This is a genomic window from Maricaulis sp., from assembly GCF_030149425.1.
Lineage (GTDB): Bacteria > Pseudomonadota > Alphaproteobacteria > Caulobacterales > Maricaulaceae > Maricaulis.
On the sequence record NZ_JASBRQ010000082.1, the window covers coordinates 13002 to 27589 of the forward strand.

Annotated in this window: 17 protein-coding genes; 7 read left to right on the forward strand and 10 right to left on the reverse strand. The window is 62.6% G+C overall.

Annotation, left to right across the window (positions count from 1 at the left end; all coding sequences use genetic code 11):
- Positions 1 to 6: 6 nt before the first annotated feature.
- The 7 genes from Q1V57_RS14490 to xseA all read right to left on the reverse strand — a co-directional run bounded on the left by Q1V57_RS14490 (position 7) and on the right by xseA (position 6942).
- Positions 7 to 1200, reverse strand: a complete 1194-nt coding sequence (locus Q1V57_RS14490; RefSeq protein WP_300532278.1) for an LL-diaminopimelate aminotransferase — start codon at positions 1198 to 1200, stop codon at positions 7 to 9.
- Positions 1201 to 1408: 208 nt separating this feature from the next.
- Positions 1409 to 2242, reverse strand: a complete 834-nt coding sequence (locus tag Q1V57_RS14495; RefSeq protein ID WP_300532280.1) for a hypothetical protein — start codon at positions 2240 to 2242, stop codon at positions 1409 to 1411.
- Positions 2243 to 2245: 3 nt separating this feature from the next.
- Positions 2246 to 3538: a hypothetical protein gene (locus tag Q1V57_RS14500; RefSeq protein WP_300532281.1), complete on the reverse strand. Its 1293-nt coding sequence runs from the start codon at positions 3536 to 3538 to the stop codon at positions 2246 to 2248.
- Positions 3539 to 3646: 108 nt separating this feature from the next.
- Positions 3647 to 4252: a TetR/AcrR family transcriptional regulator gene (locus Q1V57_RS14505; protein ID WP_300532282.1), complete on the reverse strand. Its 606-nt coding sequence runs from the start codon at positions 4250 to 4252 to the stop codon at positions 3647 to 3649.
- Positions 4253 to 4288: 36 nt separating this feature from the next.
- Positions 4289 to 5215: a M23 family metallopeptidase gene (locus tag Q1V57_RS14510; protein WP_300532285.1), complete on the reverse strand. Its 927-nt coding sequence runs from the start codon at positions 5213 to 5215 to the stop codon at positions 4289 to 4291.
- Complete coding sequence (locus Q1V57_RS14515) at positions 5212 to 5442, reverse strand: DUF2093 domain-containing protein (RefSeq protein WP_300532286.1); 231 nt, start codon at positions 5440 to 5442, stop codon at positions 5212 to 5214. The genes Q1V57_RS14510 and Q1V57_RS14515 overlap by 4 nt, the downstream gene beginning before the upstream one ends.
- 45 nt (positions 5443 to 5487) lie before the next feature.
- On the reverse strand, positions 5488 to 6942 hold the full coding sequence (gene xseA, locus Q1V57_RS14520) for an exodeoxyribonuclease VII large subunit (RefSeq protein ID WP_300532288.1): 1455 nt from the start codon (positions 6940 to 6942) through the stop codon (positions 5488 to 5490).
- Positions 6943 to 7048: 106 nt separating this feature from the next.
- On the opposite strand from xseA, the gene purD reads away from it, so the two are divergent.
- From purD to Q1V57_RS14555, 7 genes are all read left to right on the forward strand, one after another.
- The gene (gene purD / locus Q1V57_RS14525) at positions 7049 to 8326 is read left to right on the forward strand and encodes a phosphoribosylamine--glycine ligase (protein WP_300532290.1); all 1278 of its coding nucleotides are present in this window, start codon (positions 7049 to 7051) and stop codon (positions 8324 to 8326) included.
- Between the two features lie 61 nt (positions 8327 to 8387).
- The gene (locus Q1V57_RS14530) at positions 8388 to 9686 is read left to right on the forward strand and encodes an amidohydrolase family protein (protein WP_300532292.1); all 1299 of its coding nucleotides are present in this window, start codon (positions 8388 to 8390) and stop codon (positions 9684 to 9686) included.
- Between the two features lie 44 nt (positions 9687 to 9730).
- On the forward strand, positions 9731 to 10087 hold the full coding sequence (locus Q1V57_RS14535) for a hypothetical protein (RefSeq protein ID WP_300532293.1): 357 nt from the start codon (positions 9731 to 9733) through the stop codon (positions 10085 to 10087).
- Positions 10088 to 10121: 34 nt separating this feature from the next.
- The gene (locus tag Q1V57_RS14540) at positions 10122 to 11186 is read left to right on the forward strand and encodes a phosphotransferase (RefSeq protein WP_300532295.1); all 1065 of its coding nucleotides are present in this window, start codon (positions 10122 to 10124) and stop codon (positions 11184 to 11186) included.
- A 12-nt stretch (positions 11187 to 11198) separates the two neighbouring features.
- Entirely contained in the window at positions 11199 to 11762 is a 564-nt protein-coding gene (locus Q1V57_RS14545; RefSeq protein WP_300532296.1) for an NADAR family protein, read from the forward strand.
- Complete coding sequence (locus Q1V57_RS14550; RefSeq protein WP_300532298.1) at positions 11759 to 12508, forward strand: sulfite exporter TauE/SafE family protein; 750 nt, start codon at positions 11759 to 11761, stop codon at positions 12506 to 12508. Before Q1V57_RS14545 ends, Q1V57_RS14550 begins: the two co-directional genes overlap by 4 nt.
- Positions 12508 to 13098: a GNAT family protein gene (locus tag Q1V57_RS14555; RefSeq protein WP_300532300.1), complete on the forward strand. Its 591-nt coding sequence runs from the start codon at positions 12508 to 12510 to the stop codon at positions 13096 to 13098. Before Q1V57_RS14550 ends, Q1V57_RS14555 begins: the two co-directional genes overlap by 1 nt.
- On the opposite strand, the gene Q1V57_RS14560 is transcribed toward Q1V57_RS14555, so the two are convergent.
- The 3 genes from Q1V57_RS14560 to tadA all read right to left on the reverse strand — a co-directional run bounded on the left by Q1V57_RS14560 (position 13058) and on the right by tadA (position 14539).
- A complete protein-coding gene (locus tag Q1V57_RS14560) occupies positions 13058 to 13450 on the reverse strand; it encodes a hypothetical protein (RefSeq protein WP_300532302.1) in 393 nt (130 codons plus the stop codon). The genes Q1V57_RS14555 and Q1V57_RS14560 overlap by 41 nt on opposite strands.
- 96 nt (positions 13451 to 13546) lie before the next feature.
- Positions 13547 to 13966: a hypothetical protein gene (locus Q1V57_RS14565; protein WP_300532304.1), complete on the reverse strand. Its 420-nt coding sequence runs from the start codon at positions 13964 to 13966 to the stop codon at positions 13547 to 13549.
- 90 nt (positions 13967 to 14056) lie between these two features.
- Entirely contained in the window at positions 14057 to 14539 is a 483-nt protein-coding gene (tadA, locus tag Q1V57_RS14570) for a tRNA adenosine(34) deaminase TadA (RefSeq protein ID WP_300532306.1), read from the reverse strand.
- Positions 14540 to 14588: the final 49 nt, after the last annotated feature.

Sequence of the window (14588 nt, forward strand, 5' to 3'; positions counted from 1 at the left end):
GGCTGTCTAGACCGCACGCAATTTGGGTTGGCGGGTTTTGAGAAAACCCGCCACCTTGCGCGCCGCCTGGCGGATGCGCTGTTCGTTCTCGACCAGGGCGAGACGGACAAATCCCTCGCCATGCTCGCCGAACCCGATACCCGGTGCGACGGCGACCCCGGCTTCCTGCATCAGGGCCTTGGAAAACTCCAGTGACCCCATTTCCTCACAGCCCGGCGGCAGCGGGGCCCAGGCAAACATTGAAGCCTCCGGTGCTGGAACCGGCCACCCGGCCCGGCCAAAGCTTTCGACCAGAACATCGCGGCGGAGCTTGTAGATCGCCCGCGCCTCATCGACGCAATCCTGCGGCCCGTCCAGCGCGGCGCAGGCGGCCACCTGGACCGGCGTATAGGCGCCATAATCGAGATAGGATTTGACCCGCGCCAGCGCGGCGACGAGACGTTGCGATCCGGCGGCGAAACCGACCCGGAAACCGGCCATGGAATAGGTCTTGGACATCGAGGTGAACTCGATTGTCCGCTCCTTCGCCCCCTCGACCTGCAGCATGGAGGGCGGCGGGGTATCGCCGAAATAGATCTCCGAATAGGCCAGATCCGAGAGGATCAGGATATCGTGCCGCTCGGCAAAGCGGACGACCTTCTCGTAATATTCGAGCGTCGCCGTCTGAGCGGTCGGGTTAGACGGGTAGCAAACCACGATGGCGATCGGTTTGGGCACCGAATGCTGCACAGCGTGCTCAAGGCCGGCGAGATAGTCCTCCGGTGTCGGTGCATGGACATGGCGGATGGTTCCGCCGGCGATGAGAAATCCGAATGTATGGATCGGATAGGACGGGCTGGGTGCCAGGACCACATCACCGGGCGCTGTGATCGCCTGGGCAAGATTGGCGAAGCCCTCCTTGGAGCCCAGTGTGACAATGGTCTCGCTGTCGGGATCAAGATCAACGCCGAAGCGCCGCTTGTAATAGCGCGCATGAGCGGCGCGCAGGCCGGGAATGCCGCGCGACGCCGAATAGCGATTGGTGCGGTCGGCCTCGGCCGTTTCCTTCAGCTTGTCGAGAATATGCGCCGGGGTCGGCAGATCGGGATTTCCCATGCCGAAATCGATGATATCGACACCATTCTTGCGCAATTTCGCTTTGGTGCGATTGATTTCTTCGAAAACATAGGGCGGCAACCGCTTTGTCCGGTGAAACTCCATCGTCCTGTCCCGCTGCATTGCAATATTTTCCCATCTGAACGCGACCGCGAGCGGCAGGCAAGACCCTGCGCGCAGCAAGCGACGAAAAAACGGCAATACACGGGTGATGTGGTGACCAGAATGCAAACCGCCCCGGCCTGCAAAGACCGGGGCGGCAGCCGCGCTGACGAAGGAATTGGGACAGGAACGCCGGCGCGACGGGTCCGGTCTACTGGCAATCCTCGAAATGACGCGTCAGCAGTGCGGTCCATTCGGGCTCGCCCCCGTCACTGACATCGAGCAGGCGCAGGCGATAATCGGTATAGCCGGGATGGCTGGGAGCGGGGACGACGATATCGACAATGTGCCCGTCCCGGGCGTCCAGCCAGAGCTGGCCTTCATCTCCGGTCGAGAGCGCATGATCCAACGCGCTACCGGTCAGCCGGTATTGCGCGGACTGGACGCCCAGATGCTCACCCTCACCGACATGCTCGGCCTGCAAATCGCCCATCCAGAAAAACGGGTCCTCGGCGCTGGGATCCGCCCACAGCAGTGCCAGGCCGATACCGAACCCGGCTTGCGGATTATCCAGATGCGGGGTGGCCACCGTCATGCTGGCAAAGTCGAAATCGAACAATACCCAGTGCCGGTTCTCAATCTCGGAGGCATTGCGGATTTCCATATCCGGCAACTGCACCAGCAGGTCGACCTGCTGGCCGTCTTCGCTCTGCTGCAGGAAGGCGAAATCAAAGATCTCGGCGTTCGGCTGGAGCTGGCCACCGGTGATTTTCGGAGCCGACAGGGTCTCCAGATCGAGCTCGGCGCGCACAACGGACGCATTCCGGCACAAACCGTTTTCCTTGTAGACCTCGATATGGGTCGCATCGCGGCGGAATATGGTGATGCGCTCATCGAGCGATCCATCGGTGTTCGAGCGTTCATAATAATAGATGCGGCCAATCGCATCGTCTTCCGGGTCATAGGTCCACGGCGTGTCAGCCAGGGCGCACGGGGCCAGCGCCAGCGCGCCGGCGCTGGCGGCAAGAATGGATTTCAAGGTCATGAGTTACTCCGTCAGGTCGGTGAGAGCTTGGGCCAGAACCGGGTCGGTACCGGCGGCATAATCGGCAAAGCGATAGGCAATCGGCACGTCCGGGGTGCGGGAGAGCCGGTCATCGCCTGCATGTGAGGTCTGGTAGTATTCGCTGGCATAGAGCAGCGGCAGATGGCTGTTCGGCGTGACGAAGAAATTCGTCTCGCCATAGTGATTGGGCCGGTCAGCCGTCGCCTGGCCGTAAAAGCGGGCATCGGTGGTCTGCTCGAGATCGGAGACCAGCATGACCGCTGCAGAATGCGTCTGCCGGCTGGTCAGAACCGCGATCCGTCCGCGACCGTTCAACACCGGGCTTTGCGACAGCGCCTCGATCAGCCCGGCATTCAGCGTTCCGTCACCGCCCATACAGCGCCGCAGATCGAGCACCAGGGCCGGATTGTCCATCGCTTCAGCCTGGGCCACCGCGGCCCGCGCCATGGCGCCATAGCTGGTGTCCGAACCATCGCGGATTTCGGCAATCTGGAGGTAGACCGCATCATCAAGCGCGACGGTGCGCCAGGCGCCATTGATCGGTTCCATCCAGAACGGCACGGGCGCGTCCAGCCGCGCCCAGTCGACACCGGCGGGACCGGTGTCCATTGCGCTGATCCAGTTATAGATCTGGTCCGCGGCGAGCGGCTCCAGAGACACCTGGCGCGTCGCCCCGTCCAGATCGAGCGTGAGGGTCACCGTGTCGGCATTGTCGATGACGTCAAGCGCTTCAAGAACTTCGACCTGCATCAGCCACTCGGGAGCCAGCTCGGCGGCGAAATTGACCGCATCAAGCGGCAGGATCGACATGATGGCAGCGTGTGCATCCTGCGCGCTGGTGGCGCCGAACCGGGTGATGCGGGCGCCGAGGAGCTCGTCATGCTCAGCCGCAGCGCCAACGATAAAGACGCCCTCGTCAAACACTTCCAGGCGCACCGGCAAGGAGCGGAAACCGGGGCCCATGGGCGGGTTGTGGAAGGGAATGGCATGCATCGGCATCCAGGTATGGCCGTCACCGACGAGCGCGGCGATACGCGCCAATCCGGTCACCCGCTCGGCATAGCTCATATCCGGCAAGCCGGACCGGTAGGCCGCGACCGCCCTGTCGAACTCGGCTTGGGGCGTCAGAAAATACGGATTGTCATGCGCCGTTGTCAGGACATCGAGATAAGCGTCGAGATCGGCATTCCAGGCCGCCACCTCATCCTGCGCCGGCACGGCCGGTGTGAGCGTGAGCGCCAGGGCCAGCGCTGTTGATTGCATCCAGGTCGACATGTGAACTCCTTTGATCCCCTGTCGCTCCGCCACGTTCTGGACCGAAGTCCAAGTGACTTTCGAACATGAGATGCACCGCAGTCCAAGTTTGGATGCACAAATATCAGTTTATTTTTCGAGGCCGGAAAAAAGCAGGTCAAAACGGCGCTTTAGATCATGCGCCAAATCGCTGGTCTGACCAGTATTGACCCAGTCATGCGCTGTGACCGTGAGCAGACCCACAAAATAGTCAGCCAGGAAGGCCGCATCGAGATCCGGCTTGACCTCGCCCTGACGCTGCCCGTCCTCGATCAGACTGAGGTAGAAGCCGCGCAGATCATCATCCAACTCGCTCTCAACCGCGGCCAGGGGGCCGTGCCCCATGGCGAGCGAGGCGATATGGACGATAATCTCCTTATGGGCATGACATCCCGCCCCAAAGGCCTCGAACATGCTGTTGAGACGGGCATGAATGCTGTTGGCCGTCTCCTCCCGGGCTTTTGCCAGCACCTCATGGGTGAAACGGCGGAACCATTCCGCCAGGAAGGCCAGCTTGGCAGGAAAGTGATTGAAGACACTGGCGCGAGCGACACCGGAGGCCTTGGCGATATCGGCCATGGTCACCGTGTCATAGCCCTCCCGCGCAATCAGCTCGATCGCGGTGGCGAAGATTTTTTCACGATTGGCGCGGGCCCGGGCCGATAAGGGCCGCGGCGTGGTCTCAAGCTCAGCCATGGCGCGATGATCGCGAAAACCGGACCGAAGTCCAGTTTACTCGCCGCGCAGGCCGGTCACATCGAGATCCAGCAGGACCTGCGGATCGAAATAGAACTGGTTGCGCAGCTTCACGCGCCAATCCAGATGCGGTCCGGTCGAACGGCCGCCAGCGCCGATATCACCGATCAACTGGCCCTGTTCGACATACTGGCCTTCTTCCACGTGCACGGCGGAGAGATGCAGGAAGGCACTGACCAGGCCCTGGCCATGGTCGATGAAAATCAGCCCGCCTTCATAATACATGTCAGGCTCGGCCAGAGTGACGAGGCCGCTGGCCGGGGCAACAACCGGCGTGCCGGTGACATTGGCCCAGTCGAGCCCCCAATGGACGCCACGCTCATCGCCATTATTATAGACCCGCGCAGACCCGTAGACGCCGGTGACCCGGCCGTCGGCGGGCGCAATGAAACCGTCCAGGAAGCCCTGCCCGTCCCAGGTGGAATTGAAGGCCTCCTGTTTCTGTGCGTATTCGCGCTGGCGCCGCGGCAAGGTCGACGGGTCCGGCGTCACGGTTGATTGCGGCACGCCATCAACGCGTTGCAGGCGATACTCACGCTGGGAGATTTCACGGAACTCATCAACCAGAACACCCGCTTGCGCCTGGGCCCCGGTAAACTCCACTCGAAACGGAAGACTTTCTGGCGCCCGACGGGGAATCGCCAGCGCGGCCCAACCGTCTTGATCAGCGTCTGCAGTGACGTCTCCGAGCGTTACCCGGGTCATTGGGCCATAATTGCAGAGCAGGAAGCCTCCCTCCTGAAAAGCGCCACTGCAGCGACCGGAAAATGCTCGAAACTCACCGACCGTTGTGACCGCAATCTCATCGTCTCCGCCAGCGGCCGCAATCAAATCTCCAATCGGGTCTTGCTCGGCGGGCAGAGAACTGGCCTGCAGAGCCAGGGCGAGTACGGCTGCAATCATGCACCTTCTCCCGAATTCAGCTCGCGCCAGCGCTGCGTCGCGATCAGATTATCGCGATAGGCTTCCTGTTCATCGACATTCCAGTAGCGCAGCTCGGCCAGAGGAATATTGTCCCCCGTCACCGCGCACCGCACGAAGGCGCCGGGCTTGAGAATGATGAAATCGCTATCGCCATACTCGAGAATGGCTTCGCCTTCGAACTCGGAATCAAATGAGGACTGGGTCATGGCTTCCTATCTATCACGCCAACCGTTGAACCGGGAGTGAAGCTGTCAGAACAAAGTCCCCTGCCCCTCGGGGCGAGGCTTTGGCTTTTTAGGCTTCGCAGCCGGTTTTTTGACGGGTTTGGGCGTTATTGCCTGCGCTGGCTCTTCGGAGACTGCGCCGTCAATCACAGCACGGCGGCGGGCATCGGCGAATTCCAGATCGACTTTTGCGCCGGACTGCAAATGCAGACCATCGCGCACCAGCTTGCCGTCCTGATCATAAACCAGCACGAAGCCGCGGCTGAGCACGGATTGATGGCTTAGCGAGTTGAGCCGTGCCGACCAGCTGTCCAGGCCGCGCCGCTGATCGCGCAGCAGGCGCTGCATGGCCGGCTCGAGACGCTCGCCCCGGTCATGCGCCCGCTGGCGCCGAAGCTGGATATCGCGGCCCAGCGCTGCCGGTTTCAGACCGGCCGCTAGGACCAGCAGGCGCGAGCGTTTTTCCGCTGCATGATTGAGCAGCGCCCCGTCGAGCCGGTCCGCCGCCATGTCGAAACGCTGACGCTTGAGCTCGAGAAGTGCGGTGGGACGCGGCAGGGCCCGGGCCGCTGACCGCAGATCCGTCCGGCGCCGTTCGATCAGGCGCGACAGCGACGCGACCAGCCGGCCACCCAGCGTATCCAGCTGCGCCTTGAGCTCGGCCCGGACCGGAACCGCCATTTCCGCCGCGCCTGTCGGCGTCGGTGCCCGCCGGTCAGAGGCATAATCGATCAGCGTGGTGTCGGTCTCGTGGCCGACGGCGGAGATCAGCGGAATGTCGCTATCGGCCACGGCGCGGACCACGACTTCCTCGTTGAAGCCCCAAAGATCCTCGATGGAACCCCCGCCACGGGCCACGATCAGCACGTCTGGGCGCGGCACATCGCCATCTGGAGCCATGGCATTGAAGCCGCGAATGGCGGCAGCGATTTGCTCGGCAGCGCCATCACCCTGCACCAGGACCGGCCAAAGCAGCACTTGCCTGGGGAAGCGATCGCGCAGACGGTGCAAGATATCGCGGATCACCGCACCGGTCGGCGAGGTCACAACGCCGATCGTCTGGGGCAGGAAGGGCAGCCGCTTTTTGCGCTCCGGCGCAAACAGGCCTTCCGATGCGAGCTTTTTCTTGCGCTCTTCCAGTAGCGCCATCAGCGCGCCGGCGCCGGCCGGCTCCATCGTCTCGACAATCAGCTGGTATTGCGAGCGTCCCGGATAGGTCGACATCCGGCCTTCGATAATCACCTCCAGCCCTTCTTCCGGGCGGAAGCGGAAACGGGCTGCCGTGCCCTTCCAGGCAATGGAGGCGATGACGGAGCGCTCATCCTTGATGTCGAAATAGACATGGCCGGACTTGGCCACGACCACCCGGCCCAGCTCACCGCGCACGCGGACATGGCCGAAGGCGTCTTCGACAGTGCGCTTGAGCGATCCGGCGAGCTCGGAGACGGTAAATTCGTGGATGTTTCCGGCGGGCGTGTTCATCCCGATCTTGGTAAGGTGGAATGCACGCCACCGCAACGGCGCGACGGACTCGGCAAGCGGCGCGCTTTGAGTTAGTCAGGGCGAAATGCAGAGAAGAGGCTGACCCATGAAAGTTCTGGTCATCGGATCGGGCGGACGCGAGCACGCCCTGGCTTGGAAAATCTCCCAGAGCCCGCTCTTGACCGAGCTTCACGCTGCCCCCGGCAGCCCCGCCATCGCGACGCTGGCCACCTGCCATGGCGTACCGGTTTCCGATCTGGACGGCCTCGTCGACCTGGCCAGACAAGCCGCCATCGACCTGGTTGTCGTCGGGCCGGAAAACCCGCTCTGCGACGGGCTGGCCGATCGCCTCAATGCCGCCGGCATCGCGGTCTTCGGGCCCTCGGAGAAAGCGGCCCGGCTGGAAGGCTCGAAGGCCTTCGCCAAGGATTTCTACGCCCGCCACAACGTCCCCACCGCCCGCTACGGCACTTTCAGCGATGCGGCTGAGGCGAAAGCCTTTCTCGACACCATGACACCGCCCTATGTGCTCAAGGCCGATGGCCTGGCAGCCGGCAAGGGTGTCGTCATCGTCGAGAGCCGTAGCGACGCGGAAGAGGAGATCGACGCCTTCCTCTCCGGCAAGTTCGGTGAAGCCTCGCAAACCCTCGTGATCGAGGAATTCATGAGCGGGGAAGAAGTCTCCATCTTCGCCCTGTGCGATGGTGACACCGTCATGTTCTGCGGCGCTGCCCAGGACCACAAGCGGGTTGGCGAAGGCGATACCGGTCTCAATACCGGCGGTATGGGGGCCTATTCACCGGCCCCGATCGCCACACCGGAGCTGATCGAAGCGGCGATGCAGACGATCATCGAACCCGTCGCCCGCGGCCTCGCCGCCGAAGGCACACCCTTCCGGGGCGTGCTGTTTGCCGGGCTGATGGTGACACCGGACGGTCCCAAGACGGTCGAGTTCAATATCCGCTTCGGCGATCCGGAATGCCAGGTCGTCATGACCCGCCTGGCTGGCGACATCCTGCCCTATCTGAAAGCCTGCGCCAGCGGCGGACTGGCAGAGCTAGAGCCGGTGAACTGGTCGCCCGACCCGGCCATGACCGTCGTGATGGCGGCGAATGGCTATCCGGGCAGCTATCAGAAGGGCAGCGTGATCGGTGGCGTGGACGATGCCAATGCGATGCAAGGCGTTGTCGTCTTCGAGGCCGGCACCGCGCGTGATGAGGCGGGTCAGCGTACTGCCAGTGGCGGGCGCGTGCTCAATGTCACCGCGACCGGCGAAAGCCTGCATTACGCGGCTGACCGTGCCTATGCCGCGATCGACCTGATCGACTGGCCGGACGGTTTCTGCCGTCGCGATATCGGCTGGAGAGCGCTGAAAACGCACTGATCTGTTTGACATCCCCGGTTCGGTCTTCACATTGAGGACCACGAGAAACGGGGAGGTTTCCATGATCCGCACTGCGCTTGGCGCGGCACTGGCCGCGTTGGTCACGAGCTCGGCTATCGCCGACGACCACGACGATCTGACCGTCATCCATGCCGGCCAATTGCTGGCTGTTCCGGGCGAAGCGGTTCTGGAAAACCAGTCCATCCTCATTCGCGGCGAGCGGATCGAGCGCATTGAGGCCGGCTTCGTCACGCCCGAAGGGGCCGAGATTGTCGACCTGTCTGATGACTTCGTCATGCCCGGCTTTATCGACAGCCATGTCCACCTCCTGTCCGAACTGGGACCGGGCCGGCGCTTCAACCGTTTCACCCTGTCTTCCGCTGACCTGGCCTTTGATGGCGCAGTGCATGCCGAGCGCACGCTGATGGCCGGCTTCACCGCGGCCCAGGATGTCGGCGGGGATTTCGAGGCGATCCGGGCACTGCGCGATGCGATCCGTTCCGGCGATGTCGCCGGGCCGCGGCTGCGGATTTCCGGCACCTCCGTGACCCCGACCGGCGGCCATGGCGACGTCAACGGCTTTGCCCTGGATGTCATGCATGACTTCTCCAGCCCGACCGCCTGCGACGGTCCGGCCAATTGCCGCGAGGCGGTCCGCTCGCTGATCCGCGGCGGATCCGACGTCATCAAGATCACGGCCACGGGCGGTGTGCTGTCGGACACGGCGGCGGGCGTGGAGCGTCAGTTTTTCAATGACGAACTGGCCTCGATTGTGGAAGCCGCACACATGATGGGCCGCCGGGTGACGGCGCACGCGCACGGCGTTACCGGCATCAACGCTTTCCTGGAAGCCGGCGGCGATTCCATCGAGCACGGCACCTATCTCGATCAGCGTTCCATCCGCCTGATGCGTCGCAATGGCGCCTATCTCGTGCCGACGGTTCTGGCCGGCATCACGGTCGCGGAAATTGCCGCATCGCCGGAGGCCGCCAATGTGATGACCGCAAACCAGCGCCGCAAATCGCTCGAGGTCGGCCCGCAAATGCTCGACATGGTCCGTCGCGCGCATGAGGGCGGCGTGATGATCGCCTTCGGCACCGATAGCGGCGTCTCGCGTCATGGCGATAATGCCCGCGAATTCGAACTCTATGTCGAGGCCGGAATGACGCCGATGGAAGCCATCGTCACAGCAACCATCAACGCCTCCACCCACCTGCAGATGGAAGACGAGATCGGCACGCTGGAAGCGGGCAAGTTCGCGGATATCGTGGCTGTTGACGGCAACCCGCTCGAGGATATCGCCGAACTTCGCGACATCGATTTCGTGATGCAGGGCGGCCATATCTACAAGTCCGAATAGGTCTGTCAGCAATGCTATCGGCCATCCGCAAAGCGGCGCTTCCCATGCTTCAGAGCAATGCGCTTCTGGCGGGCTTTGTGCTCGCCATGAGTGCGCAGGTAGCGCTGATTATTATCGTCGCCGGCATTCTCGGCCTTGGCATGGTGACCGGGGTTGATGATAGCGGTGTGATCGCCTTTGCCTTGGCCTTTCTCGCCGGTCTGCCCTTTATCCTCGTGACCTCCCTGGTATTGAATGTCTCCCTGCCGCGCCTGGCTGGCGAGGAGCTGAAACAAGCCGTGGAGGCGATCTGCGAGAGCAATCCGAAAGCGACCAACCAGTTCCGCCTCGGATATCTGCTCGGGCCAGCCGCCCTTATCGGCACAGCCTATCTCCTCCTCGCCCTTCTGGGCGGTCTGTAAGTCCAAACACGAAATGATTTGAACCGGAGCCTGCATGTCCCAGATCGACGATAGCTTCAGCGGCACCAAGGACGTGGCCGATGCCCTGGCCTTTGATGAAGGCGCTCTGGCCGCCTGGATGAGCGAGAATGTGGACGGTTTTGCCGGCCCGCTCAGCGTCAGCCAGTTCAAGGGCGGGCAATCCAACCCGACTTACAAGCTCGACACACCGTCCAAAAGTTATGTTCTGCGCCGCAAGCCGCCGGGCAAGCTCCTACCCTCGGCCCACGCCGTCGACCGCGAACACCGGGTGATGAAAGCACTGGGCGAGCAGGGCTTTCCCGCTCCGCGCATGTTCGGCCTGTGCATGGACCGCGACGTCATTGGCACGGAATTCTATGTCATGGATTTCGTCGAAGGCCGGATTTTCTGGAACGGTCTGCTGCCGGAAGTCGAGAAGGATGAGCGCGCCGCGATTTATGACGCCTCCAATGCCACCCTGGCCCAGTTGCATGGCATTGATTTCGAAGCTGCCGGACTGGGTGATTACGGCAAGCCGGGCAATTATTTCGAACGCCAGATCGGACGCTGGACGAAGCAATACCGCGCCGCAGAAACCGATACTGTCAGCGAGATGGACAAGCTGATCGAATGGCTGCCCCAGGCGGCTCCGGAGCAGGAACGGACCTCGGTCGTGCATGGCGATTACCGCCTCGACAACATGATCTTCCATCCCACCGAGCCGCGGGTGATCGCGGTTCTGGACTGGGAACTTTCCACGCTTGGCGATCCGCTGGCGGATTTCACCTATCAGCTGATGGGCTGGGTCATGCCGCCGGAAGTCCGCGGCGGTTTCCTCGGCATTGATCTCGACGCGCACGGCATCCCGTCGATGCAGACCTATGTCGAGGCCTATTGCCAGCGCACCGGGCGGGACGGCATCCCCGAACTCGATTTCTACTTTGCCTACAACATCTTCCGCCTCGCTTCGATTGTGCAGGGCGTGTATGCGCGGGCGCTTCAAGGCAATGCCTCCAATGCCAAGGCCATGGAGCTGGGCAAGGCCGTGGTCCCGCTCGCCCAGGGCGCCTGGAGCTTTGCCAAGAATGCCGGCGCGTAAAGGACCAGCGGGATGAAGTATTCCCGCGATTGGGCCCTTAAACGTCGGAAAACGGTTGGCCGCGAGTTGCAATGCCGTCCTTTCTGGGGCCATCGCGGGCGCTCTGACGGTGTGATATCGGCGTCCTGTCTGAGTCAATGGTTTCCCAGCCCGTTCAAACAAGACGGTGATCGCTACCGGACGGCGGAACACTGGATGATGGCGCAAAAGGCGCGCCTGTTCGGCGACACCAAGATCGTCCGCTCGATCCTGGCGTCGGACGATCCGCGCCAGGTCAAGGCACTGGGCCGCAAGATCAAGGCCTTCGACAGCGCCGTCTGGGATCAGTACAAATATGACATTGTCGTGCGGGGCAATGCGCTCAAATTCAGCCAGAACCCGCCCTTGCGGGACTATCTTCTCAAGACCGCAGACCTTGTTCTGGTCGAAGCCAGCCCGGTTGATCCGGTCTGGGGCATTGGCCTGGCGGCGGATGATAAGGGCGTATGCGACCCCGCCTGCTGGAAGGGCGAGAACCTGCTTGGCTTTGCCCTGATGGAGGTGCGCGACCAATTGCGCCATGAGGGCCGCCGGTGAACGCCATCGCCGTTTTCATCCTGCTCGCCGCTACGTTTGTAACGGCGACGATCTCCGGAATCTTCGGCATGGCCGGCGGTCTGCTCTTGATGGGCGTGCTGGCGCTGATCCTGCCGGTTTCCGCGGCCATGGTCGTGCATGGTACCATCCAGAGCGTGTCCAATGGCTGGCGCGCCGTCATCCTGCGCAACTGGATCGCCTGGCGTATCCTGACCATCTACCTGATCGGGTCGGCGGCGGCTGCAGGGCTGCTGATCTGGCTCACCTTCGAGCTCGACAAGGCCTGGCTGTTTATCGCTTTAGGCCTGGTCCCGGGCATTATCTGGATCCCGCGGCAATGGCTTCACCTCGACGCCAGCAAGCCGGTTCATGCGATCGCCTGTGGCTTCAGCGTGACCGGGCTGAATGTTATCGCCGGGGTCTCAGGCCCGCTGCTCGACGTGTTTTTCGCTGAAACCGAGGTCGACCGGCGTGCGATTGTCGCGACCAAGGCCGCCACCCAGGTGGTCTCGCACGGGGTCAAGATCGGCTACTACATCCTGCCGGCCCTGTCCGCCGGCGCCCTGCCAGCCGGGCACTGGCTGATGCTGGCCATCCCGCTGGCCATACTGGGCACAACACTTGGCACCCGCGTGCTCAATCTGATGAGCGATATTCAATTCCGGCAATGGACCAAGTGGATCGTCAGCGCGATCGGGCTGGTTTACATAGTCCGGGGTCTGCTCTTGCTTGCGGGGACGAATTGATGCGGCTGGAACCGGTAGTGCTGGACAATCACATCGTCCGGCTGGAGCCCTTGCGCGAAGACCATCGCGAAACACTGCGCGAGATTGCCCAAGACCCGGACATGTGGGCGCTGACCACGATCCGCGGCGATGGCGAGCACTTCGACCCCTGGTTCGATCTGATGCTGTCAAACCAGACGGCCGGAAATCAAATCTCCCACGCCGTTAGGCGCAAGTCCGATCAGCGCCTGGTCGGCCATACGGCCTTCCTCTCCATCTTTCCCGAACACGCCCGCCTGGAGATCGGCTGGACCTGGTATGAGGCTGAGGCCCGCGGCACCGGCGTGAACCCCGCCTGCAAACTCTTGCTGATGAACCGCGCCTTCCAGGCCGGTGCGCGCCGCGTCGAACTGAAAACCCATGGCCTCAACCAACGCTCGCAGAATGCCATGCTGAAAATGGGCGCGAGCAGGGAAGGCGTGCTGCGCCAGCATACCAAAACCTGGCGCGGCGACTGGCGCGATACGGTGTTCTTCTCGGTGCTGGAGGAGGAATGGCCGCGCGTTCGGGCTAGCCTTGAGGCACGGCTGGAACAGCCTCGTCAGGGTTGAGCAGCCAGGTCTTGGCTTCGTCCGGAGAGGTGAACCGGTTCAGCGTCACCCCGTGAACCACAAGGCGTTCCATGATCGGTTTGACCGCCACCAGCGTGCTCTGCTCCTTGATCAGGACCGCAATCCGCAGGGTCGGCGGAAAGGCATCAAGCACAGCAGCGGCGATTCTCGGGGCCTCTTCGGGTTTCCAGACCGGGATATAGTAGCGCGCATCAACCAGCAGACGATGCGGCGCACCCTGGTCGAATAATTGTTTCGCGGCGGAAATCCGGTCCAGCACTTCCGCGAAATCGGAGACGTGCTCGTGCTCGAGCAAGACATAACCGCGATACAAAGTGACGCGACCGATCATGCTCGTGTGCTCTTTCGTGTCAGACCCATGACACGTCGAAAGGTAGTCTCTTGAGTGATAACCGGCAAGTCCGGACGTTTGGAAAACCCGGCCGGTCTAGCCGCTGAAGCACTGTCCAGCCGGTTGACCATCGCGCAGCTGAGCAATGGTCTGGCCGTCATGGCCGAAGATATCGAGATCGGCAGCCTCGCCCGGCATGAGGTAAACCGGTGCCGGATCGGCTTGCGGTGCCCGGGCGCTGACGCGGACGATAATCCCGGTCTCTTGTGCGGGCCGGACGGTGTGTCCGCTCAAGGCCCACTCTGCGATCGGGGCATCGAGTTCAAGTTCACCACCCATGGCGGTGATCACGCCGTCCTCGATCAGCACATCCTGGCCTTCCCAGCGTCCGCTGGCATCTTCCACCGCGACGTCACGCAGCATGATGGCCGCGTCCAGGCAGGTGGTGGACGCGTGAGCAGCGGGCGCGCAAATCGCCGCCATCGCGGCCAGCGAAAGTATGGAAACACGGATCATGGACAGGGCGTCCTCGCAAAATCCCAAGAGAATTTGTGCGATATCGAAGTTTGCCACGACTGTGCGTGACGTTTCCGTGAATTTTCGAGGTTAAGAGCCCGGCGCGGTTTTCTTGCGGCGGGCCTGGAAGAAGCTGCGCAGTTTGTGGGCGCTATCTTCGGCGAGCACCCCGCCGGTCACTTCGGGCCGCCAGTGGCAGGTCGGCTGGTCAAAAAACTTCACCCCGTGATCGACCGCACCGCCTTTTACGTCCGGAGCGCCGTAGACCAGCCGCCCGATACGGGCATGGCTGATCGCACCGGCGCACATGGTACAGGGCTCCAGGGTGACAAAAAGCTCCAGCCCGGTCAGGCGGTAATTGCCCCGCTTGGCGGCGGCCTCACGCATTGCAATAATCTCGGCATGCCCGGTTGGATCGTGCAAGCCGATGGGCCGGTTATGCGCCTGCGCCACGACCTCGTCCGTCTCCGGATCGACCAGGACAGCACCGATCGGCGCCTCGCCGATATCAGCCGCCGCTTGCGCTAGTTCTAGCGCGACCTGCATAAAGCGTGTATCCCGCGCGTCCGCCATGTCGGCGGCCTAGAGCGCTTGAGCGAAAGGGTCAAGATTGACCGATCAG

Excerpts from the sequence above, each read along its gene's own strand:
- Q1V57_RS14490 (WP_300532278.1), bottom strand. The coding sequence starts at position 1,200 with ATGGAGTTTCACCGGACAAAGCGGTTGCCGCCCTATGTTTTCGAAGAA.
- Q1V57_RS14495 (WP_300532280.1), bottom strand. The coding sequence starts at position 2,242 with ATGACCTTGAAATCCATTCTTGCCGCCAGCGCCGGCGCGCTGGCGCTG.
- Q1V57_RS14500 (WP_300532281.1), bottom strand. The coding sequence starts at position 3,538 with ATGTCGACCTGGATGCAATCAACAGCGCTGGCCCTGGCGCTCACGCTC.
- Q1V57_RS14505 (WP_300532282.1), bottom strand. The coding sequence starts at position 4,252 with ATGGCTGAGCTTGAGACCACGCCGCGGCCCTTATCGGCCCGGGCCCGC.
- Q1V57_RS14510 (WP_300532285.1), bottom strand. The coding sequence starts at position 5,215 with ATGATTGCAGCCGTACTCGCCCTGGCTCTGCAGGCCAGTTCTCTGCCC.
- Q1V57_RS14515 (WP_300532286.1), bottom strand. The coding sequence starts at position 5,442 with ATGACCCAGTCCTCATTTGATTCCGAGTTCGAAGGCGAAGCCATTCTC.
- xseA (WP_300532288.1), bottom strand. The coding sequence starts at position 6,942 with ATGAACACGCCCGCCGGAAACATCCACGAATTTACCGTCTCCGAGCTC.
- purD (WP_300532290.1), top strand. The coding sequence starts at position 7,049 with ATGAAAGTTCTGGTCATCGGATCGGGCGGACGCGAGCACGCCCTGGCT.
- Q1V57_RS14530 (WP_300532292.1), top strand. The coding sequence starts at position 8,388 with ATGATCCGCACTGCGCTTGGCGCGGCACTGGCCGCGTTGGTCACGAGC.
- Q1V57_RS14535 (WP_300532293.1), top strand. The coding sequence starts at position 9,731 with ATGCTTCAGAGCAATGCGCTTCTGGCGGGCTTTGTGCTCGCCATGAGT.
- Q1V57_RS14540 (WP_300532295.1), top strand. The coding sequence starts at position 10,122 with ATGTCCCAGATCGACGATAGCTTCAGCGGCACCAAGGACGTGGCCGAT.
- Q1V57_RS14545 (WP_300532296.1), top strand. The coding sequence starts at position 11,199 with ATGAAGTATTCCCGCGATTGGGCCCTTAAACGTCGGAAAACGGTTGGC.
- Q1V57_RS14555 (WP_300532300.1), top strand. The coding sequence starts at position 12,508 with ATGCGGCTGGAACCGGTAGTGCTGGACAATCACATCGTCCGGCTGGAG.
- Q1V57_RS14560 (WP_300532302.1), bottom strand. The coding sequence starts at position 13,450 with ATGATCGGTCGCGTCACTTTGTATCGCGGTTATGTCTTGCTCGAGCAC.
- Q1V57_RS14565 (WP_300532304.1), bottom strand. The coding sequence starts at position 13,966 with ATGATCCGTGTTTCCATACTTTCGCTGGCCGCGATGGCGGCGATTTGC.
- tadA (WP_300532306.1), bottom strand. The coding sequence starts at position 14,539 with ATGGCGGACGCGCGGGATACACGCTTTATGCAGGTCGCGCTAGAACTA.